We start from the raw sequence: 20,439 nt of genomic DNA on the forward strand, positions 1-20,439 counted from the left end.
TCCGCGGTCTCGGCGGGGTGGTCAGGGGCTGACGAGCGCCCACAGCCCCGCCGCCAGGACGGCCACCGTGCAGCAGGCGATCGCCGCGCCCACGGTGCGGCGCCGCACCGTGGCGCTCCACGTGGTGCGGGACAGCAGCCGGGCCACGGCCGGCAGCACCAGCACCGCGTGCAGGCCGACCCCGTGCAGCGGCTTGAGCGGGGCGGTCGACCGGTAGGCCGCCTCCTGGTGTCCCGTGCGGGTCAGCAGGACGCCGTGGGCGATCATCGCGGCGCCGGAGAGCAGGGCCACGAGGAGGAGCGCGAAGCCCGCGCGCACGGCGGGGGCCATGCCCTCCGGTCCGGACGGGCGGTGCCGGAAGGCGGCCAGGGCGAAGGCCGACAGGACGGCGACCAGAACACCGCCGCCCACCGCGAGGGACATGGCGACCGCCGTGTCGAAAGGGGTCTCCATGTTGAGGTGCGAGGGCACCCGGCGCCACGCCTGGAGCGTGATCCCGGCCACCTCCACCACGCAGTCGACGGCGAGGACGGCGAGCAGGACGGTACGGGCCCGGACACCGAGGCGCACCCATGAGGTGACCCAGGTGAGCGCGGCCAGGGTCAGGCCGAAGGACAGCCCGAAGGTGACGGGCTTGCGCCAGGAGACCGGGCCGTACCAGGGGCCGCCGTCGACGGCGAACACCGCCAGGTGCGCCAGCCCCGACAGGACGAGCAGGGCGCCGATCGCGTAGCAGAGGCGCTCGACGGGGCGTGGGGCGACGGCGGCGGTCCGGCCGCTGGACTCGAGGATTGCCATGCCACCAGCCTCGTGGCGGGACGCCGCCCCGTCGTCCTCCGGCCGAAGGCGGCGACCGTACGTCCGGTGGAGTAGAGGGGAGGCCGCCCCGCCGTGGATCGAGTTCCCGCCGCCGGCCGAGGCCCTGTGCGTGGCGGCGGTGACCGACGACGAGCGCTTCACCGGAGGGCGCCTCGTCCGGGCCTCCCGCCGTGAGCTGCTCGGACGGCCGGGCGCGTACGGCCTGGGCCCCGAGCGAGGCCGCGGCGGCGGAGGAGTGGCCCGGCAGCCCGAGGAGTGGCCTCCGGCTGACGGGGGCACCGGCACGGCACCGACGTGACACCGGTGCCGCGTGGCACGCTTGACACGAAAATCGAACATCCGTTCATATGGGAGTTCCGGCGGAACGCTCGGTGGAGGGAACGTCCGTGTGATTCGCGGCGAAGTGCCCGAGTTATCCACAGGCCGGAGGGCGTCGAGGCGCATTGTCAGTGGCAGGCGTTAGCGTCTTTGACGTGAAGCGATCGACACAAACGAACCGGGTGGAACCCATGGCAGGAACCGACCGCGAGAAGGCGCTCGACGCCGCGCTCGCACAGATTGAACGGCAATTCGGCAAGGGCGCGGTCATGCGCATGGGTGACCGGACGAACGAGCCCATCGAGGTCATCCCGACCGGATCCACCGCGCTGGACGTGGCCCTCGGCGTCGGTGGCCTGCCGCGCGGCCGAGTGGTGGAGATCTACGGCCCGGAGTCCTCCGGCAAGACGACCCTCACCCTGCACGCCGTGGCGAACGCGCAGAAGGCCGGCGGCCAGGTCGCGTTCGTGGACGCCGAGCACGCGCTCGACCCCGAGTACGCGAAGAAGCTGGGCGTCGACATCGACAACCTGATCCTCTCCCAGCCGGACAACGGCGAGCAGGCCCTGGAGATCGTGGACATGCTGGTCCGCTCCGGCGCCCTCGACCTCATCGTCATCGACTCCGTCGCCGCGCTCGTCCCGCGCGCGGAGATCGAGGGCGAGATGGGCGACAGCCACGTGGGTCTGCAGGCCCGTCTGATGAGCCAGGCCCTGCGGAAGATCACCAGCGCGCTCAACCAGTCCAAGACCACCGCCATCTTCATCAACCAGCTCCGCGAGAAGATCGGTGTGATGTTCGGCTCACCCGAGACCACGACCGGTGGCCGGGCGCTGAAGTTCTACGCTTCGGTGCGCATCGACATCCGCCGCATCGAGACGCTGAAGGACGGCACGGACGCGGTCGGCAACCGCACTCGCTGCAAGGTCGTCAAGAACAAGGTCGCGCCGCCCTTCAAGCAGGCCGAGTTCGACATCCTCTACGGCCACGGCATCAGCCGCGAGGGCGGCCTGATCGACATGGGCGTGGAGCACGGCTTCGTCCGTAAGGCCGGCGCCTGGTACACGTACGAGGGCGACCAGCTCGGCCAGGGCAAGGAGAACGCCCGCAACTTCCTGAAGGACAACCCCGACCTCGCCAACGAGATCGAGAGGAAGATCAAGGAGAAGCTGGGCGTCGGTGTCCGTCCGGCGGAGCCCGCCCCCGCCGAGCCGGGCGCGGACGCGGCCGCGGCGGCTCCCGCGGCGGACGCCAAGGCGGTGCCCGCACCGGCGGCCAAGGCCACCAAGGCGAAGGCCGCGGCGGCGAAGTAGCGGAGCATGACACGACGCACCGAGTGGGCCGAGCACACCCACGAGCCCCCCGCCCCCTCCGGTCGGGGGAGCGGTGACGCCGGTGGCCGGGCCGGCGCGGAAGGAGACGGGGGACGCGAGGAGCGCCCGTACGGCGCCTACGGGGGGCCGGGGGACGGGACCGGCGAGGGCGGCACGCGGCGCGGCGGCGCACGCCGCGCCGGGGGCGCGTACGCGGGACGGGGCCGAGGACGGCGGCGCGGTTTCGGTGAGGGAACCGGCGCCGCACAGGACGGGGGCTCCTCCGCCTCGTCGAGGGCCGAGCAGGAGGAGCACCCGGGGGACCCGGTGGAGCGGGCGCGGGCGATATGCCTGCGCCTGCTCACCGGGACCCCGCGCACGCGGAAGCAGCTCGCGGACGCCCTGCGCAAACGGGAGATCCCGGACGACGTGGCCCAGGGCGTGCTCGACCGGTTCGCCGAGGTCGGTCTGATCGACGACGGGGCGTTCGCGGACGCCTGGGTGGAGTCCCGGCACCACGGCCGGGGGCTGGCCCGGCGGGCGCTCGCCCGGGAGCTGCGGACGAAGGGCGTCGACCCGACGCTGATCGACGAGGCCGTGGGGCAGCTCGACGCCGAGCAGGAGGAGGAGACGGCGCGGGAACTGGTCGCCCGCAAGCTCCGGGCGACGCGCGGGCTCGACCGCGAGAAGCGGCTGCGCCGCCTCGCCGGGATGCTGGCCCGCAAGGGCTATCCCGAGGGCATGGCCCTGCGAGTGGTCCGGCGGGCGCTGGAGGAGGAGGGGGAGGACACGGAGGATCTGGGGTTCGAGGGGGATTGAGGGGGATTGAGGCGAGGGAGGCCCGCTGCCGCGGGTTCCGGCCCGGCGTCTCCCCTCGCCGGCCGCCCGGCCCGCCCCACCGGCACCCGCCTGTCCCGGTCCCTCTCGTGGTGGGACCGAGCGCGGGCACCGGAGGGACCAAAGGCCGTTCCGCCTCAGCCGGACGTGGGGGGCATCGGCGCCGTCGGGGGACGTCCCGGCTCGAACGTCACCGGCAGGCCCTCGGCGCGCCACGCCTGGAAGCCGCCCGTCAGGTCGGTGGCCCGGTGCAGGCCCAGTTGCCGCAGCGACGCGGCGGCCAGGCTGGAGGCGTACCCCTCGTTGCACACGACGATCACCCGCAGGTCGTGGCCGGTGACCTCGGGGATGCGGTGGCTGCCGTTCGGGTCGAGGCGCCACTCCAGTTCGTTGCGCTCGACCACGGCGGCGCCCGGGATGAGGCCGTCGCGGTCGCGCAGGGCGGCGTACCGGATGTCCACCAGCAGGGCGCCCTCGTTCCGCGCCGCCTCGTGGGCCTGCCGGGGCCCGAGGCGGTCGAGCCCGGCGCGGACCTGTTCCAGCAACTCCTCCACGCTCCGCGGAGGTCGGGGGCGGTGGGGTCCGGGGCGAGAGGTCACTGCCAGTCCTCCGGGCTCTCGACCTGCTCCAGGCGCAGTACGTGGCCCGAGCGGGAGTAGCGGCGGATGCGCGGCAGGGGCGGGTAGTAGGCGTGCACGGAGACGGCGTGCGCCTCGATGGACTCGTTGAGCACCTCGTGCACGTGGTGGCGGCCGAAGGCGCGGCCCTCGCCCGCCGGCAGCCGGCGCTCCCGGTCGACGCCCTCTGTCAGTTCGAGGGTCTTCCAGCCGTCGGTGGGCAGCCGGGCGGCGAGCGCGTGCTCCTTCAGTTCGCCGCGAGCGGTGAGGAAGGCGCCGACCGAATCGGCGTGGTCGTGCCAGCCGGTGCCGGTGCCGGGGGGCCAGCCGATCAGCCAGGCCTCGCTGCCGCCGGGGCCGTCGAGACGGATCCAGGTCCGGCCCTCCGGGTCGAGCGGGAGGGAATCGACAAGCTCCGCGTCGGCGGCGGTGCGGCGGACGAAGTCGAGGAGTTCGGCCTGGGTGGGGGCGGTGCCGGGCCGGCCATCGGCGGGGTGGGCGGAGCCGTCGTGGCCGGCGGAAACGTAAGGGGTCGCGGAAGGCGTTGCAGACATCGGGAGACCGTCCTGAGTCGTCCGTGGCTTCTCCGCGCCACGCGGCGGCCGTACATGGGCATGCGTGCGCGGGGGCGGAGAGCCGGAGATGAACCTGGGGGCCGGAAAGACCGGCCGGGGAAAAGGGGTTCAGCAGGACGGGCTACATACGCAGCCTGCGTAGCGGACGAGGTCCATGTGGACCCTCCGCCAGAGGTGTACGCAGGTGTCGGTCATGGTCGGGAGTAGACCACGGGGGCGGCGAGTGGTCAATTCCGGGGCGGGAGTGTTGTTTCGGGCGTGTTGCACCCCCGCCGTCAGGAGGTGTACGCGGTGGGTTCCCGCGCCGCCAGTGCCGCCGCCGTGGCCGTGTACAGCGCGGCGGGGTGGACGCCCGCCTGGGCGGTGACCAGGTGGCCGTCCGGGCGGATCAGCAGGACCGTGTGGGGGGCGGCGCCCGGGTAGCCCTCCGTGACCAGCAGCTCCGCGGGGTGGGGCAGCGCCGTCACGGCCGCCGCGAGCCGGGGCATGATCCCGGCCGACATCCAGTGCCGCCGCGCCCACACCCCGGTGCCCGGGGCGACCAGCACCACCAGCAGCGCCCCGCGTCCCAGCCGGTCCCGCAGCCGCACGAACGTGCCGTCCTCCGCCGTCACCGTGACGTCGGCCACCGGCGCCCCCGGCGGGGTGGCCACCGGCACCGTCGCCTCCTCCTCGGGCGCGGCCAGGGGCGATTCGGCGTACGTGCCGGGACCTCCCAGCGGGCCCTGCCCCAGGTGGCCCTCGGCGAGGAGCGTGTCGTGGCCGCGCGCCGATCCGGGGACGTAGGAGCGCAGGCCGCGTCCGCCGCGCACCACCGGCAGCATCTGGTCGGCGGCGCGCAGCCGGGCGGAGACCACCGCGCGCCGTTCCTCCTGGTAGCTGTCGAGCAGGGCGTCCCGCCCGCCCTGCGGCTGGTGCCAGACCGCCGCCAGCTTCCAGGCGAGGTTGTCCGTGTCCCGCAGCCCCTCGTCCAGCCCCTGCGTGCCGAGCGCGCCGAGGAGGTGCGCGGAGTCGCCCGCCAGGAAGACGCGGCCGGCGCGCCAGCGGCGTGCGAGCCGGTGGTGCACGGTGTGCACGCCGGTGTCCAGGAGTTCGTACGCCGGTGTCGTGTTCCCCGTCCAGCCGGTGAGGGTCTCGCGGACGCGGCCGACGAGCAGTTCCGGTGTCACGAGGTCCTTGCCGGGGGGCAGCAGCCAGTCCAGCCGCCACACCCCCTCGGGGAGCGGCCGTGCGGTGACCTCGCCGGCCGAGGGGCCCGAGGTGCGCCACGGCGGCAGACGGTGCAGCAACGCCTCGCCGTCCCAGGGAAGTTCGGTGCGCAGGGCGGCGACGGCGTACCGTTCGACGGCCGTGCGGCCCGGGAAGCGGATGTCCTGGAGCTTGCGGACCGTGGAACGGGGACCGTCGCAGCCGACCAGGTAACTCCCGCGCCACCAGGTGCCCTTGGGTCCTCGTGTGTGGGCGGTGACCCCGGAGGAGTCCTGTTCGACACCGTCGAGCCGGCTCTCCACCGCGACCTTCACCAGCGGTTCCCGGGCGAGGGCCGCCCGCAGGAGGCCGGTCAGGACGTGCTGGGCGATGTGCAGGGGCGCGGGACCGGCGTCCGCGCCCTCGGGGCCGACGGCTCCCTCGGCCGCACTCCCGCGCCCGGTGCCCGCGCCTCCCGCGCCGGGAACGGAACCGCCGCTCGCGCCGAGGCCGTAGCCGCCGCTCCCGTCGCCGCCGCCGAGCGCCTCGCCCGCCGCGCCGTCGAACACCAGGTGACGCACCACCTGCCTGCGCCGCATGGACCGCCAGCCGGTCCAGTGGACGCCCGCCCCGTCGAGCGGTGCACCGGTCAGCCGTTCGACGAGAGCGGTGGTGTCCTCGCGCAGCACGGCGGTGCGGGCGAGCCGGGGCTCGTCCTTGCCCGGGCCGTCGTCGAGGACCACGGAGGGGACCTCCTGGCGGGCCAGCGCGAGTGCCAGCGTCAGCCCCACGGGCCCCGCACCGACGATGATCACCGGGTCCACGACGCGGCGCCCCCCGCCCATGACGAAGTCCTCGGGAACGGACGGGAACAGGCAGGTGGAGCGGGGTGCACGATCACAGAACGTATGCAACCCATTGCCGCTGTCCGCGTCAAGCGACCGAGTCGGCCTTGATCATCGCGGGTTCGGACGTGCCCGCCAAGTGGGTCAGAGCCACCGTGCAAACGCGCGACGAGGCCCGCCGGTTCCCCGGCGGGCCTCGTTCACGGAAGGTGACCGCTCGTCACCTCTTGCCGACGTCGTCGGCGGGACCACCGGCCCCGGCCCCGGCGCCGACCACGGCACCGATGTCGGTCGAGTTCAGGTCCTCGACGTCCTCGGCACTCAGCACCGTGCCGGTGCCGCGCTTGCTGCGCCGCAGCCTCCGCTCCAGCCAGCCCGCGAAGGTGGTGAGGGCCAGGTTGAGCAGGATGTAGATCAGCCCCACCACGACGAAGCTGGGGATGACGTTGGCGTAGAACGCCGCCTCCGTCTTGCGGGCGTTGAGCAGATCGGTGAAGTTCAGCATCGCGCCACCGAGCGCGGTGTCCTTCACGATGACGACGAGTTGGCTGACGATCGCCGGCAGCATCACCGTGACCGCCTGCGGCAGCAGGATCGACGTCATGGTCTGCGACTTGCGCAGACCGATCGCGTGCGAGGCCTCGCTCTGGCCCTTGGGCAGCGACAGGATGCCCGCGCGGACGATCTCCGCGAGCACCGAGGCGTTGTACAGCACCAGGCCGGTGACGACCGCGTAGAGCGGGCGGGTCTCACTGCTGAGGTCCGTGGACTGCACGTAGACCTGGTTGGCGAAGACCATCATCAGCAGCACGGGGATGGAGCGGAAGAACTCCACGATCACCCCGGCCGGCACCCGGACCCACCTGTGGTCGGAGAGCCGCGCGATGCCGAAGAGGGCGCCCAGCGGAAGTGAGATCACCATGGCCAGGGCCGCGGCCTTGAGGGTCTCACCGAGACCGGGCAGCAGGTACGTCGTCCACGTCGTCGAGAGCGTGAACGGCTTCCACTTGGCCCAGGCCATCTGCCCGGCGTCGTCCATCTGCTGGTAGACCCACCACAGCAGCAGGCCCAGGAGGACCACGAAGGCGACGGTGTACAGGATGTTGCGCTGCTTGGCCCGGGGACCGGGCGTGTCGTACAGGACGGAACTCATCGCTTCACCGCCAGGCGCTTGCCGAGCCAACCGAGGATCAGACCCATCGGCAGCGTGAGGACCACGAAGCCGAGGGCGAAGATGAACGCGATGAGGACCGTCGCGGCCTCGTTCTCGATCATCTCCTTCATCAGCAGGGCGGCCTCGCCCACGCCGATGGCCGCCGCGACCGTGGTGTTCTTGGTCAGGGCGATCAGGACGTTGGCGAGCGGCACGATGACCGCGCGGAACGCCTGGGGGAGCACGATCATCCGCAGGACCTGGGTGAAGCTCAGCCCCAGGGCCCGGGCCGCTTCCGCCTGTCCCATCGGCACGGTGTTGATGCCGGACCGCAGCGCCTCGCAGACGAAGGCCGCGGTGTAGGCGCTCAGACCGAGGATGGAGAGCCGGAAGGACAGGGCGTCGAAGTCGTCCGACGCGCCCAGGGTCATGCCGAAGACGTCGGCCAGGCCCAGGGACGAGAACACGATGATGACGGTGAGGGGGATGTTGCGGACGGTGTTCACATAGAACGTACCGAAGCCGCGCATGAGCGGGACGGGACTGACCCGCATACCGGCGAGCAGGGTGCCCCATACCAGCGAGCCGATGGCGGAGAAGAGGGTCAGCTTCACCGTCACCCAGAACGCCGCGAGGACGTCGTAGCCTTCAAGAAAATCGAACACGATCTCCCGCGCTTCCACGAGTGCCGAGGGATGTCGGGATGTGCCGCGCCCGCGCGCTGCGGGCGCGGCACATCATGCGTACTGGCTCACCTGCCGTTTTCACGCCGGCCTGCTCGCCGTACCGGTTGCCGCAGGACGAGTGCCTACTTGACGATGTTGCCGATCTTCGGGGCGGGCTCGTTCTTGTAGTTCGCCGGGCCGAAGTTGTCCTTCACGGCCTTCTCCCAGGCACCGTCGGAAGCCATCTTCTCGAGCGCCTTGTTGATCTTGTCGGTCATCTTGGTGTCGCCCTTCTTGACACCGATGCCGTAGTTCTCGTTGCTGAGCTTCAGACCGGCCAGCTTGACCTTGCCCTTGTACTGGTCCTGCGAGGCGTAGCCGGCGAGGATCGAGTCGTCGGTGGTGACGGCGTCGACGGCGCCGCTGGTCAGTCCGTCGAGGCACTCGGAGTAGGTGCCGTACTTCCGCAGCTGGGCCTTCGGAGCGATGCTCTTCTTGACGTTCTGCGCGGAGGTCGAACCGGTCACCGAACACAGCTTCTTGCCGTTGAGGTCGGCGCCCTTGGCGATGTTGTCGTCCGCGCGGATCAGCAGGTCCTGGTGGGCGAGCAGGTAGGGGCCGGCGAAGTCGACCTTCGCCTTGCGCTCGTCGGTGATCGAGTAGGAGGCGACGATGTAGTCGACGTCGCCGCGCTGCAGCGCGTTCTCGCGGTCGGCGCTCGGCGTCTCCTTGAACTCGATGTTCTTCTCGTCGTAGCCGAGCTCCTTGGCCACGTACTTGGCGACGTCGACGTCGAAGCCGGCGTAGCTTCCGTCCGGCTTCTTCAGGCCGAGACCGGGCTGGTCGAACTTGATGCCGACCTTGACCTTGTCGCCGCCACCGGAGGAGCCGCTGTCCTTGTCGTCCGAACCGCAGGCGGTGGCGGTGACGGCGAGCGCGAGCACGGCGGCCGAGGCGGCGGTGATCTTGCGGAAGTTCATGTGTGTGTCCTTTGACTCGTGAAAAGCGGTGTGCCGAGGCCGGCGGTGCGGGTGCGGTGCGCCCAGCGGGTGCTGGTGCCGGTACGGAAGTCTGTGTGCGGGGGAGCTGCCCGGACGTCTCCGGGGCCGTCCCGCGCGGTACGAAGGTGTTGCGGGGGGGGGGGGGGGGGGAAGGAGGCACGAGCCGGTGCGGGCGGCGGGGTGCCGTGAAGCGGGGACGACCGGCCGGGCGGGCCGGCGTGGAGCAGTGGTTCAGTGGATCAGTGGTGCAGGATCTTCGACAGGAAGTCCTTCGCGCGGTCGCTGCGCGGGTTGCTGAAGAACTGGTCCGGGGTCGCCTCCTCGACGATCCGGCCGTCCGCCATGAACACCACGCGGTTGGCCGCCGAGCGTGCGAAGCCCATCTCGTGGGTGACGACGACCATCGTCATGCCCTCCTGGGCGAGCTGCTGCATGACCTCGAGGACCTCGTTGATCATCTCGGGGTCGAGCGCAGAGGTCGGCTCGTCGAACAGCATGACCTTGGGGTCCATCGCCAGCGCCCGGGCGATGGCGACACGCTGCTGCTGGCCGCCGGAGAGCTGCGCGGGGTACTTGTCCGCCTGGGTGCCCACCCCGACGCGGTCGAGAAGGGCGCGCGCCTTCTCCTCGGCCTGCTTCTTGTCCGCCTTGCGGACCTTGAGCTGGCCCAGGGTCACGTTCTCCAGCACCGTCTTGTGGGCGAAGAGGTTGAACGACTGGAAGACCATGCCCACGTCGGCGCGCAGCCGGGCCAGCTCCCGCCCCTCCTGGGGCAGCGGCTTGCCGTCGATGGTGATCTCGCCGGAGTCGATCGTCTCCAGACGGTTGATGGTGCGGCACAGGGTCGACTTGCCGGACCCGGAGGGCCCGATCACCACGACGACCTCGCCGCGGGTGATGGTCAGTTCGATGTCCTGGAGCACGTGAAGGGCGCCGAAGTGCTTGTTGACGCTTTTCAGGACCACAAGGTCACTGGTCGAGGCCGTACTGTTCTTGGCAACTGCTACTTCGGTCATTGCTGACTGGCTCCGTCCTCCTCGGTTTCGGAGGACAGTAATCAGCCAGGAAAGTGACCGTCAGCACATCTGAGGGAAGGTTGAGCATCACGATCGGATATCGTTCGGTCGCGTGCCGTCATAGGAGCGTGCCGGGCCCGTACCGGGTGGATAACAGAAGCCGCCCCCGGCCCGATCACTCTTGACGGGGTCCCGCGTCATCGGCGTCACTTCCATGTGCACACGGCACGGCCTCGTGTCCGCGTGACCACGGCGTCCGCGCGTCCGTACGCCCGTGCACCACCGTAGACGCAGCCGCAAGACCACCGAGGGACCGGAGGGCGCCACCGGATGAGACTGCTCCTCGTCGAGGACGACAACCACGTGGCCGCCGCCCTGTCCGCCGTACTGGCCCGGCACGGCTTCGAGGTCACCCACGCCCGCAGCGGCGAGGAGGCGCTGCGCGCGCTCGTCCCCGAGAGCGCCGGCTTCGACGTCGTCCTCCTCGACCTGGGCCTGCCCGACCAGGACGGCTACGAGGTGTGCGGCAAGATCCGCAAGCGCACCAGCACCCCCGTGATCATGGTGACCGCCCGCTCCGACGTGCGCTCCCGCATCCACGGCCTCAACCTCGGCGCCGACGACTACGTCGTGAAGCCCTACGACACCGGCGAGCTGCTCGCCCGTATCCACGCCGTCAGCCGGCGCACCCCGCACACGGACGACACCGGGAACGTGGAGACCGCGCTGCGCCTCGGCGCCGTGCACATCGAGCTGCCCACCCGGCAGGTCCGGGTGGACGGCACGCCGGTTCAGCTCACCCGCAAGGAGTTCGACCTGCTCGCGCTGCTCGCACAGCGTCCCGGTGTCGTCTTCCGCCGCGAGCAGATCATCAGCGAGGTCTGGCAGACCAGCTGGGAGGGCACCGGACGCACCCTGGAGGTGCACGTGGCCTCGCTGCGTTCCAAACTGCGCATGCCCGCGCTGATCGAGACCGTGCGCGGCGTCGGGTACCGGCTCGTCGCCCCGGCCGCCTAGCGGGGCCGCGTGCACGCACGTCTCCTGCCGCTGCTCATCGTCCTCATGGCGGCGGTCCTGCTCGCGCTCGGCATCCCGCTCGCGGTCAGCCTGGCCGCCGGGGAACAGCAGAAGGTCGTCGTCGACCGGATCGACGACACCGCGCGCTTCGCCGCGCTCGCCCAGTTCGTCACCGACCGGCCCGCGGGCTGCGCCACGCTCGCCGAGAGCGATGAGCGCGGCGCGACCCTCCAGAAGGAGCTCGCCACCTACCACGAGGTCTACGGCATCAACGGCGGCGTCTTCTACCGTGACGAGTGCCCCATGGCCCGCGCTCCCGGCGACTGGGAGGTGCCCGAGGAGGGCGAGGGCCGCGCCGCCTTCGACGAGGCCCTCGCCGGCCGCCGCAGCCACGACCCCCAGCAGGTCTGGCCCTGGCAGCACAGCTCCCTCTTCGTGGCCTCCCCGGTCATCCGCGACGGCGACGTCGTCGCCGTCGTCGTCACCGACTCGCCCACCGGGCAGATGCGCTCCCGGATCCTGCACGGCTGGGTGGTCCTCTTCGCCGGTGAGTTCGCCGCGATGCTGCTCGCCGTGGGCGCCGCGCTGCGGCTGGCCGGCTGGGTGCTGCGGCCGGTGCGGGTCCTGGACGCCACCACGCACGACATCGCCACCGGGCGGCTGAAGTCCCGGGTCGCGGCGGCCGGCGGACCGCCCGAACTCAGGCGCCTGGCCCGCTCGTTCAACGAGATGGCCGACAACGTCCAGAGCGTGCTGGAACAGCAGCGCGCCTTCGTCGCCGACGCCTCCCACCAGCTCCGCAACCCCCTCTCGGCACTCCTGCTGCGGATCGAACTGCTCGCCCTCGAACTGCCCGAGGGCAACGAGGAGATCGCCTCCGTGCGCACCGAGGGCAAGCGGCTCGCGCATGTCCTCGACGACCTGCTGGACCTGGCGCTCGCGGAACACGCCGAGGCGCAGCTCCGGCTCACCGACGTCGGGGCGCTGACCGCCGAGCGCGTCGCGGCCTGGGAGCCGGTCGCCCACGCCAAGGGCGTCCGGCTGGAGGGACAGTGCCCGGCCACCACGGCCTGGGCCGATCCCGTGGCCCTGTCCAGTGCGCTGGACGCCGTCATCGACAACGCGCTGAAGTTCACCCCCGAAGGGGAGCGCGTGGAGGTGGAGGTGACCGCCGAGCGCGAGACCGCGAGCATCGTCGTCCACGACCTCGGCCCGGGCCTCACCGACGAGGAACTCGGCCGGATCGGCGACCGTTTCTGGCGCAGCACCGCACACCAGAACATCAAGGGTTCCGGACTCGGCCTGTCGATCTGCCACGCCCTGCTGTCGGCCGGCGGCGGCACCATCGCGTACGCCCACCACGCCCCGCACGGCCTGACCGTGACGGTGACGGTGCCGCGGACGCACGTGCAGCGGGGGGCGTGACGGGCCGCCGGGGCCCTTCCGCGTCCCGCGCTGTCTCCCCGGCCTCCGCTACGGCTTCACGGACCTGTAGTACCGGCGGGCGCCCTCGTGCAGCGGCAGCGGATCGGTGTAGATCGCGGTGCGCAGGTCCACCCGCTGCGCCGCGTGCACCTTGCGCCCGATGCGGTCCCGGCTGTCGATCACCGTGCGGGTGAGCTGCTCGGTCAGGTCCGCGCCCGCACTCGCGCGGGTCACCAGCAGGTTCGCCACCGCGAGGGTGGGCACCGCGTTGCCGTGCTGGGCGTCGGGGTAGGCGTCGGCCGGCATCACCGCGGCCCGGTAGTAGCGGGAGGCGCCGCCCTGCGCGTGCAGCCTGCGCACCAGATCCGTGCCGATCGGCACCAGCCGTACCGGGAAGCGCCTGGAGAGCTGCGTCAGGGCGGCGGTGGGCAGCCCGCCCGACCAGAAGAACGCGTCCACCCCCCGCTCCTGGAGCAGCCGGGGCGCGTCACCGATGCCCTTGGGCAGCGGCGTGATGTCGCGCCGCGGATCGAGCCCGGCCGCGGCCAGGACATGGTCCGCTATCAGCCGCACCCCGGAGCCGGACTCCCCGACCGCGACCCGGTGCCCCTTGAGATCGGCCACGGACCGTATGCCGCTGGAGCGCGCCACGACGAGGTGCACGTAGTCGTCGTACAGCCGGGCGCAGCCGCGCAGGGCGTCCGCGCCCTGCCGGTTCGCCAGCTTGTACTCCTCCACGGCGTCGGCCGCGGCGATGGTGAAGTCCGCCTTCCCGGTGGCCACCCGGCGGACGTTCTCCTGCGAACCGTCGCTGTTCACGAGGCGCATGTCGAGCTGCGGCATCTGCTGGGCGACCTCGCGCTGGAGCAGGACGCCGTACTTCTGGTAGACGCCGGTGGGCGAGCCGGTACTGACCCTGATCGTGCCGCTGGGCGAGGTGCCCCCCAGTGGCAGCAGCCACCACAGCAGCAGCCCGAGCACGAGAAGCACGGCCCCCGCCGCGTACAGCATCCGGCGCCGGCCGAGCCCGGCGAGACCTGTGAACATGCGGGCGATCCTGCCAGCAGGAAGGCCGCGTCGGCCAGGGCGGTCCGCACGCGCCGCACCGGGAGCGGGCCCACGAGGCCCGTCGGAGGGCGGTGACGGGCGCGGTCGGGAGGCCTCCAGGAGGGCGGGGCGCGGGAGTGGTGACGGGGCGGCGGGGGCCGCCGCGGGACGGCCTACCCTGGAGGGCATGACCAGCAGCAGCGACCGGAGCCCGGCAGTGGACGTTCCCGCACCCAAGAGCTACGAGATCCGCACCTACGGGTGCCAGATGAACGTCCACGACTCCGAAAGGCTCTCCGGGCTGCTGGAGGACGCCGGGTACGTGCGGGCCCCAGAGGACTCCGACGGCGACGCGGACGTCGTCGTCTTCAACACCTGCGCCGTGCGCGAGAACGCCGACAACCGCCTCTACGGCAACCTCGGCCGCCTCGCCCCCAGGAAGGCCTCGCGGCCCGGCATGCAGATCGCCGTCGGCGGATGCCTGGCGCAGAAGGACCGCGACACCATCGTCAAGAAGGCGCCCTGGGTCGACGTCGTCTTCGGTACGCACAACATCGGCAAGCTGCCGGTCCTCCTGGAGCGCGCCCGCGTGCAGGAGGAGGCGCAGGTCGAGATCGCCGAGTCGCTGGAGGCCTTCCCCTCCACGCTGCCGACCCGGCGCGAGAGCGCCTACGCGGCCTGGGTCTCCATCTCCGTGGGCTGCAACAACACCTGCACGTTCTGCATCGTCCCGGCGCTGCGCGGCAAGGAGAAGGACCGCCGGCCCGGGGACGTCCTCGCCGAGGTCGAGGCCCTGGTCGCGGAGGGCGTCTCCGAGATCACCCTGCTCGGCCAGAACGTCAACGCCTACGGCTCCGACATCGGCGACCGCGAGGCGTTCAGCAAGCTGCTGCGCGCCTGCGGGAACATCGAGGGCCTGGAGCGGGTCCGCTTCACCTCGCCCCACCCGCGCGACTTCACCGACGACGTGATCGAGGCGATGGCCGAGACCCCGAACGTCATGCCGCAGCTCCACATGCCGCTGCAGTCCGGCTCCGACACGGTCCTGAAGGCCATGCGCCGCTCCTACCGGCAGGAGCGCTACCTCGGGATCATCGAGAAGGTGCGCGCCGCCATCCCGCACGCCGCGATCACCACGGACATCATCGTCGGCTTCCCCGGGGAGACCGAGGAGGACTTCGAGCAGACCCTGCACGTGGTGCGCGAGGCCCGGTTCGCCCAGGCGTTCACCTTCCAGTACTCCAAGCGGCCCGGAACCCCAGCGGCCACCATGGAGGACCAGATCCCCAAGAAGGTCGTCCAGGCGCGCTACGAGCGGCTCGTCGCCCTCCAGGAGGAGATCTCCTGGGAGGAGAACAAGAAGCAGGTCGGCCGCACCCTGGAGCTGATGGTCGCCGAGGGCGAGGGCCGCAAGGACGGCGCCACCCACCGCCTCTCCGGCCGCGCCCCCGACAACCGCCTGGTGCACTTCACCAAGCCGGAGCAGGAGGTCCGCCCCGGCGACATGGTCACCGTCGAGGTCACCTACGCCGCCCCGCACCACCTGCTCGCCGAGGGCGTCGTGCTCGGCGTGCGCCGGACGCGCGCGGGAGACGCCTGGGCGCGGCGCAACGCCCGGGAGCAGGAGACGAAGCGACACGGCGTCCTGCTCGGCCTGCCGAAGATCGGCGTGCCCGAGCCGCTGCCGGTGGCGGCGAGCGGCTGCGGCTGCGACTGATCCGGGGCGCGGCCGCTCCGAGGAGGACGGCGGCGCGAGGAGGACGGCAGCGCGACAAGGGCGACAGGAGCGACGGGAGCGACGAGGGCGACGGGGGAGGGGAAGGCACCGGCCGGGCTGAGGGCGCCGGGGGTCGGCGTTAGGCTGCCGATCATGCTTGTCGCCGCAGCCGTCTGCCCCTGTCCGCCCCTGCTGGTGCCCGAGGTGGCCGGGGGAGCCGCGCCCGAGCTGGAGGAGGCGCGGGCCGCGTGCGCGGACGCCCTCGGCGTGCTCGCCGCCGCCCGCCCCGAGCTGCTCGTCGCCGTGGGGCCCGCCGAGCGGCCGGCAAGGGGCCCGCACCCGGAGGGCACCCCGGGATCGTTCCGCGGCTTCGGCGTCGACCTGGACGTCCGGCTGGGCCGTGACCTCGGCACCGTGCCGGGGACCGTGCTGCCGCCCTCGCTGGCCGTCGCCGCCTGGCTGCTGGAGCGGAACGCGTGGTCGGCCGCGCCGGTCGAGGGGCTGGGTGTGGGTGCGCCGCTCGCTCCGGAGCGGTGCGCCGAGGCGGGCCGGGACCTCGCCACGCAGGCGGCCCGGGTGGCCCTGCTGGTCATGGGGGACGGCAGCGCGTGCCGGTCCCTGAAGGCGCCCGGTTACCTCGACGAACGGGCCGAACCGTTCGACGCACGGGTCGCCGAGGCCCTCGGCGCGGCGGACCGGGACGCCCTGATGGCGCTCGATCCCGAACTGGCCGGTGCCCTGAAGGCCTCGGGACGGGCCCCCTGGCAGGTCCTCGCGGGCGCCGCCGACTCGGTCGGCCTGGCGGGCACCCTGCTGTACGACGAGGCCCCGTACGGGGTCGGCTACCTGGTGGCGGCCTGGTCATGAGGAGCGCGGCGGCGTGAGGAGAGCGGGGCGGCGGTGGGGACACCCACGCCGCACCCCCGCCCCTCAGGACACCGGTGGCGGAGCCGCCCCGCCGTTGTCGCCCTCGTCGCCCGGCTCACGGCGGCCCAGCCGCTCCATCGCGTGCTTCGCCTTCCCCGAGCCGGTCCGGATGCGGTCGCGGTACTTGCCGCCGGTCTTCTCGTCGACGACGCGCGCCGCCCTGTCGATGCCCCGCTCGATCCTGTCCCCGTGCTGATCGGCGAGGTCCGAGACCTTGTCCTTGGCCGGGCCCAGCCTGGCCTTCACGTTGTCGAACAGACCCATGGCGCACCTTCCCCTCACAGGACGGTCATGTGCGGGCGCCCTCGCCGGCCTCCTCGTCGGCCGTCCGTCCGGCGGACTGCTGCTCCGGGATCCCCGCGCGCTCCCGTCCGGCGGGAACGGTCTCGGCGGCCGTCCCGGCCACCGGGGCCTCCACCTCGTCCGCCCCGTCCGCCCGGTCTTCCTCGGGCGTGGCCACGGCCTCTGCCGCCGCGGGCCCGTCGGCCTCCGAGGGCTTCGTGTCCTCGGCGACGGACCCGGCGGAGGCGGTGTCCCCTTCGGACCCTTCGGACCCGGCGGACTTGGCGGACTTGGCGGACCCGGCGGGGGCCGGGGTCCCCGGTGCCGGCGTGGCCTCCGCTTCGCTCCCGGAGGCGGTGGCCTCCGCGACCGTCGAGGCCTCCCCGGTCCCCGGAGCCGCGGGTGCCCCCTCACCCTCCGAGGACGACCGGCTCTCCGGCTCCCCCGAAGACGCCGGGCCCTCCGAGGACTTCGGGGACTCCGGGGATTCCGAGGTCTGCGAGGATCCCTCGGTCTCCGTCAGCTTCGACTTCCGAAAAAGTCGCGCAAAAACACCCATTTCCACTCCATACGGTACTCGTGCGGGCGAAATCCCGCGTGGCTCCGGTGCGCCTGTTCGCGCTGTCCGGAACGCCGGCGCCCATGAACGGCGGCCGGAACCCCGCATCGGGCAACGACCCCGCTCCGGTGGCGTCACGTAACTCGTTCGAGGAGCGCGCGCGGGGTTTGCGAGACTGGGGCGGTGAGTAGCGCAGCCCCCGCCCCGCGGGTCATCGCCGTCGTCGGGCCGACCGCGGCCGGAAAGTCCGATCTGGGTGTCTTCCTCGCCCGGCAACTGGGGGGCGAGGTCGTCAACGCCGACTCCATGCAGTTGTACCGGGGGATGGACATCGGCACCGCCAAGCTGACGCCCGAGGAGCGGGCCGGCGTCCCGCACCACCTCCTGGACATCTGGGACGTCACCGTCACCGCCTCCGTCGCCGAGTACCAGCGACTCGCCCGCGCCCGCATCGACGCGCTCCTCGCCGAGGGCCGCTGGCCCGTGCTCGTGGGCGGTTCGGGGCTCTACGTCCGCGGGGCCGTCGACAACCTGGAGTTCCCCGGCACCGACCCGGAGCTGCGGGCCCGGCTCGAGGAGGAGTTGCTGCTGCGCGGCTCCGGTGCCCTGCACGCCCGGCTGGCCGCCGCCGACCCCGAGGCCGCGCACGCCATCCTGCCCAGCAACGGACGGCGGATCGTACGGGCCCTGGAGGTCATCGAGATCACCGGCAAGCCGTTCACCGCCAACCTCCCCGGACACGACTCGGTGTACGACACCGTGCAGATCGGGGTCGACGTGGCGCGGCCCGAGCTCCACGAGCGCATCACGCGCCGGGTGGACCGCATGTGGGAGGCGGGGCTCGTCGACGAGGTGCGCGCGCTGGAGGCGCGGGGCCTGCGCGAGGGGCGCACGGCCTCCCGCGCGCTGGGCTACCAGCAGGTGCTCTCGGCGCTCGCCGGGGAGTGCACCGAGGAGGAGGCGCGCGCCGAGACCGTGCGTGCCACCAAGCGCTTCGCGCGCCGTCAGGATTCATGGTTCAGACGCGACCCGCGGGTGCATTGGCTGAGTGGGGCCGCGGCCGACTCGGGGGAACTTCCGCGGCGGGCGCTCGCGTTGGTCGAACGACCGGTTACAGCCTGATCACGTGATGGCATCGGGAAGCTCCGGCCGTCATCCGGGCCATCGGGGGCGTGCCATCATCGAGCTTCGATCGCAAGTGGAGTCCGAGTGGGGAGGGCGCGTGGCGATGGAGGCCGGCCCTCGTGACACCGCACACGCCGCGGCGCACGGCACCGCGGAGAGCACCGGGCATCCGCGGCCGGAGCCGGACGGCGACCTCGACGAGGACGCCCCCGAGTTCGGCGACCCCCCGTCCCTGCCGGACGAGGACCGGCTCGGTGTGGACGCCGGACCGCTCAGTTCCGACGGCCCCGAGGACGAACCGGAGCCGGTCGGCGTGAGCGACGACGGCCCCGGCCCGGAGGAACTGTCGCCCGGCCCCGAGGTCGAGGTCGAACTGCGTCCGCAGCGGAGGCTGCGCATCTGGCAGCTCGCCCCCATCGTCGCCCTGGCCGCGGGCGGTTCGCTGATGTTCGCCTTCCCGCTGGCCTTCGAGTTCGGTGACGGCGGCGCCGTGGTCGCCATGCTCGGCCTGCTCATCTGCTCCTGCGCCGCGGGGTGGGGCATGATGGCCGCCCGCCGGGTGGGCTACGCCTGGCCCGGACTGCCGGCGCGCGGATCCGGCCGACGGCCCGAGTGGCGGGTCGTCCTGGCCTACGCGGTGGTGGTCGCCGCGGTGGCGGTGCTCGCCGTGTGGCGCGTGGCCCGCCTGCGCTGACCGCGAGAACGCGGCGGGGAGCCGGCTTGCGGGGGTCGCCCCCCGGGGCCGCCGGTGTCTGTCCTGCCCACGCCGTACGATCGAGGAATGAGCACGCGGATCGCCTTCCTCAAGGGACACGGCACGCAGAACGACTTCGTGATCGTCCCCGACCCCGAGAACGCCCTCGACCTGCCCGCGGCCGCCGTCGCAGCGCTGTGCGACCGCCGCGCGGGCATCGGCGGGGACGGCCTCCTGCACGTCGTCCGGTCCGCGGCCCACCCCGAGGCCCGGGAGATGGCGGCCGAGGCCGAGTGGTTCATGGACTACCGCAACTCCGACGGCTCGGTCGCGGAGATGTGCGGCAACGGCGTCCGCGTCTTCGCGCGCTACCTCCAGCGCGCCGGGCACGTCGAGGCCGGGGACCTCGCGATCGCCACGCGGGGCGGCGTGAAGCGGGCCCACCTCGACAAGGACGGGGACGTGACCGTCGGCATGGGGCGGGCACGCCTCCCCGAGGGAGAGGTCACCGTGAGCGTCGACGGGCGCACCTGGCCCGCCCGCAACGTCGACATGGGCAATCCGCACGCCGTGGCCTTCGTCGACGACCTCGCCTACGCCGGGGAGCTGCTCGCGCCGCCGCCCGTCGCCCCGGCGGGGACCTACCCGGACGGCGTGAACGTGGAGTTCGTGGTCGACCGGGGCCCGCGGCACGTCGCGATGCGAGTGCACGAGCGGGGCTCGGGCGAGACGCGGTCGTGCGGCACGGGCGCCTGTGCGGTGGCCGTCGCGGCGGCGCGCCGTGACGGGGCGGACCCGGAGGTGACGGGCGAGGCATCGACGTACACGGTGGACGTGCCGGGCGGCCGGCTGATGATCACGGAGTACCCCGGGGGCGAGATCGAGATGACGGGGCCCGCCGTGATCGTGGCGGAGGGCGAGATCGACGAGGAGTGGCTGCGGGCGGCCGGCCTCTGAGGGCACGCCCACCCGGCCGGGGCACCCGCCGACCGCCGTGCGGGACGTGGCCGCCTCACCCTTCCCCGGCCCTGCACCGAGGGCAAACGGCACCCTGACCAGGACCGACGAGGTCGGGCGCCGGATGCGGGAAGGGTCGGGACGGCCCACGCGTTGACGTGAGGGCAAGCACAACCGGCGAGATGTAAACCTCGTACGACGTCGCTCGATTGGGTGATCCGTTTCACGCTCGGCGGGAGGCGGTCGGACAGCGGTGGTGGGCTCGGTAGCATCAAGCACCGGCCCGGACGGGGAACAACACCGGTCCCCGAGCCGCGCACCGCCCAGGGGAACCCGTCCGCC

General features: G+C 72.7%; 22 protein-coding genes. 10 read left to right on the forward strand and 12 right to left on the reverse strand.

Going from position 1 to position 20,439, the window contains the following annotated elements; translation table 11 throughout:
- Window positions 1–21: 21 nt before the first annotated feature.
- Window positions 22–798 carry a hypothetical protein gene (locus OHB09_RS24715; RefSeq protein ID WP_093600079.1) on the reverse strand — a complete coding sequence of 259 codons (777 nt, stop codon included), beginning with the start codon at window positions 796–798 and terminating at the stop codon, window positions 22–24.
- Between the two features lie 139 nt (window positions 799–937).
- Between OHB09_RS24715 and OHB09_RS24720 the strand changes: the two genes are divergently transcribed.
- The 3 genes from OHB09_RS24720 (at window position 938) to recX (ending at window position 3,269) form a co-directional block, all read left to right on the forward strand.
- The gene (locus OHB09_RS24720; protein WP_328922539.1) at window positions 938–1,117 is read left to right on the forward strand and encodes a hypothetical protein; all 180 of its coding nucleotides are present in this window, start codon (window positions 938–940) and stop codon (window positions 1,115–1,117) included.
- A gap of 211 nt (window positions 1,118–1,328) precedes the next feature.
- The gene (gene recA / locus OHB09_RS24725; protein WP_191852105.1) at window positions 1,329–2,450 is read left to right on the forward strand and encodes a recombinase RecA; all 1,122 of its coding nucleotides are present in this window, start codon (window positions 1,329–1,331) and stop codon (window positions 2,448–2,450) included.
- 6 nt (window positions 2,451–2,456) lie between these two features.
- Window positions 2,457–3,269: a recombination regulator RecX gene (gene recX, locus OHB09_RS24730; RefSeq protein ID WP_191852104.1), complete on the forward strand. Its 813-nt coding sequence runs from the start codon at window positions 2,457–2,459 to the stop codon at window positions 3,267–3,269.
- 155 nt (window positions 3,270–3,424) lie between these two features.
- Here the strand turns inward: recX and OHB09_RS24735 are convergent, their stop codons facing one another.
- From OHB09_RS24735 to OHB09_RS24765, 8 genes are all read right to left on the reverse strand, one after another.
- Entirely contained in the window at window positions 3,425–3,892 is a 468-nt protein-coding gene (locus tag OHB09_RS24735) for a rhodanese-like domain-containing protein (protein WP_167795174.1), read from the reverse strand.
- On the reverse strand, window positions 3,883–4,458 hold the full coding sequence (locus tag OHB09_RS24740; RefSeq protein ID WP_191852102.1) for a cupin domain-containing protein: 576 nt from the start codon (window positions 4,456–4,458) through the stop codon (window positions 3,883–3,885). The genes OHB09_RS24735 and OHB09_RS24740 overlap by 10 nt, the downstream gene beginning before the upstream one ends.
- A gap of 129 nt (window positions 4,459–4,587) precedes the next feature.
- The gene (locus OHB09_RS33340) at window positions 4,588–4,674 is read right to left on the reverse strand and encodes a putative leader peptide (RefSeq protein WP_367478593.1); all 87 of its coding nucleotides are present in this window, start codon (window positions 4,672–4,674) and stop codon (window positions 4,588–4,590) included.
- Between the two features lie 80 nt (window positions 4,675–4,754).
- Window positions 4,755–6,491: an FAD-dependent monooxygenase gene (locus tag OHB09_RS24745; protein WP_328923055.1), complete on the reverse strand. Its 1,737-nt coding sequence runs from the start codon at window positions 6,489–6,491 to the stop codon at window positions 4,755–4,757.
- 241 nt (window positions 6,492–6,732) lie between these two features.
- Entirely contained in the window at window positions 6,733–7,665 is a 933-nt protein-coding gene (locus tag OHB09_RS24750; protein WP_234527358.1) for an amino acid ABC transporter permease, read from the reverse strand.
- Window positions 7,662–8,330 carry an amino acid ABC transporter permease gene (locus tag OHB09_RS24755; RefSeq protein WP_191852100.1) on the reverse strand — a complete coding sequence of 223 codons (669 nt, stop codon included), beginning with the start codon at window positions 8,328–8,330 and terminating at the stop codon, window positions 7,662–7,664. The genes OHB09_RS24750 and OHB09_RS24755 overlap by 4 nt, the downstream gene beginning before the upstream one ends.
- A 143-nt stretch (window positions 8,331–8,473) precedes the next feature.
- The gene (locus OHB09_RS24760) at window positions 8,474–9,310 is read right to left on the reverse strand and encodes a glutamate ABC transporter substrate-binding protein (protein ID WP_191852099.1); all 837 of its coding nucleotides are present in this window, start codon (window positions 9,308–9,310) and stop codon (window positions 8,474–8,476) included.
- 260 nt (window positions 9,311–9,570) lie between these two features.
- The gene (locus OHB09_RS24765) at window positions 9,571–10,347 is read right to left on the reverse strand and encodes an amino acid ABC transporter ATP-binding protein (RefSeq protein WP_006142564.1); all 777 of its coding nucleotides are present in this window, start codon (window positions 10,345–10,347) and stop codon (window positions 9,571–9,573) included.
- A 330-nt stretch (window positions 10,348–10,677) separates the two neighbouring features.
- Between OHB09_RS24765 and OHB09_RS24770 the strand changes: the two genes are divergently transcribed.
- Together OHB09_RS24770 and OHB09_RS24775 are read left to right on the forward strand one after the other, a co-directional pair.
- Window positions 10,678–11,364 (forward strand): response regulator transcription factor, encoded by a 687-nt coding sequence (locus tag OHB09_RS24770; protein ID WP_006142566.1) that lies wholly within the window; start codon window positions 10,678–10,680, stop codon window positions 11,362–11,364.
- A 9-nt stretch (window positions 11,365–11,373) separates the two neighbouring features.
- Window positions 11,374–12,789 carry a sensor histidine kinase gene (locus OHB09_RS24775; protein WP_006142567.1) on the forward strand — a complete coding sequence of 472 codons (1,416 nt, stop codon included), beginning with the start codon at window positions 11,374–11,376 and terminating at the stop codon, window positions 12,787–12,789.
- Between the two features lie 48 nt (window positions 12,790–12,837).
- Here the strand turns inward: OHB09_RS24775 and OHB09_RS24780 are convergent, their stop codons facing one another.
- Window positions 12,838–13,836 carry a TAXI family TRAP transporter solute-binding subunit gene (locus OHB09_RS24780; protein WP_040896457.1) on the reverse strand — a complete coding sequence of 333 codons (999 nt, stop codon included), beginning with the start codon at window positions 13,834–13,836 and terminating at the stop codon, window positions 12,838–12,840.
- Window positions 13,837–14,023: 187 nt separating this feature from the next.
- Here OHB09_RS24780 and miaB point away from each other — a divergent pair, with 187 nt between their 5' ends.
- Entirely contained in the window at window positions 14,024–15,553 is a 1,530-nt protein-coding gene (gene miaB / locus OHB09_RS24785; protein WP_319350652.1) for a tRNA (N6-isopentenyl adenosine(37)-C2)-methylthiotransferase MiaB, read from the forward strand.
- A 153-nt stretch (window positions 15,554–15,706) separates the two neighbouring features.
- Entirely contained in the window at window positions 15,707–16,420 is a 714-nt protein-coding gene (locus OHB09_RS24790; RefSeq protein WP_328922540.1) for a class III extradiol dioxygenase subunit B-like domain-containing protein, read from the forward strand.
- A 63-nt stretch (window positions 16,421–16,483) separates the two neighbouring features.
- Here OHB09_RS24790 and OHB09_RS24795 read toward each other — a convergent pair whose 3' ends face one another.
- On the reverse strand, window positions 16,484–16,744 hold the full coding sequence (locus tag OHB09_RS24795) for an antitoxin (RefSeq protein WP_006142571.1): 261 nt from the start codon (window positions 16,742–16,744) through the stop codon (window positions 16,484–16,486).
- A 25-nt stretch (window positions 16,745–16,769) separates the two neighbouring features.
- Window positions 16,770–17,321 (reverse strand): hypothetical protein, encoded by a 552-nt coding sequence (locus OHB09_RS24800; protein ID WP_328922541.1) that lies wholly within the window; start codon window positions 17,319–17,321, stop codon window positions 16,770–16,772.
- Window positions 17,322–17,504: 183 nt separating this feature from the next.
- Between OHB09_RS24800 and miaA the strand changes: the two genes are divergently transcribed.
- The 3 genes from miaA to dapF all read left to right on the forward strand — a co-directional run bounded on the left by miaA (window position 17,505) and on the right by dapF (window position 20,097).
- Window positions 17,505–18,443, forward strand: a complete 939-nt coding sequence (miaA, locus tag OHB09_RS24805) for a tRNA (adenosine(37)-N6)-dimethylallyltransferase MiaA (protein ID WP_006142573.1) — start codon at window positions 17,505–17,507, stop codon at window positions 18,441–18,443.
- Between the two features lie 106 nt (window positions 18,444–18,549).
- Window positions 18,550–19,140, forward strand: a complete 591-nt coding sequence (locus OHB09_RS24810; RefSeq protein WP_328923056.1) for a hypothetical protein — start codon at window positions 18,550–18,552, stop codon at window positions 19,138–19,140.
- 87 nt (window positions 19,141–19,227) lie between these two features.
- Entirely contained in the window at window positions 19,228–20,097 is an 870-nt protein-coding gene (gene dapF, locus OHB09_RS24815; RefSeq protein ID WP_328922542.1) for a diaminopimelate epimerase, read from the forward strand.
- Window positions 20,098–20,439: the final 342 nt, after the last annotated feature.

The sequence above is a fragment of the Streptomyces griseoaurantiacus genome (assembly GCF_036189845.1).
GTDB classification, from domain to species: Bacteria; Actinomycetota; Actinomycetes; order Streptomycetales; family Streptomycetaceae; genus Streptomyces; species Streptomyces griseoaurantiacus.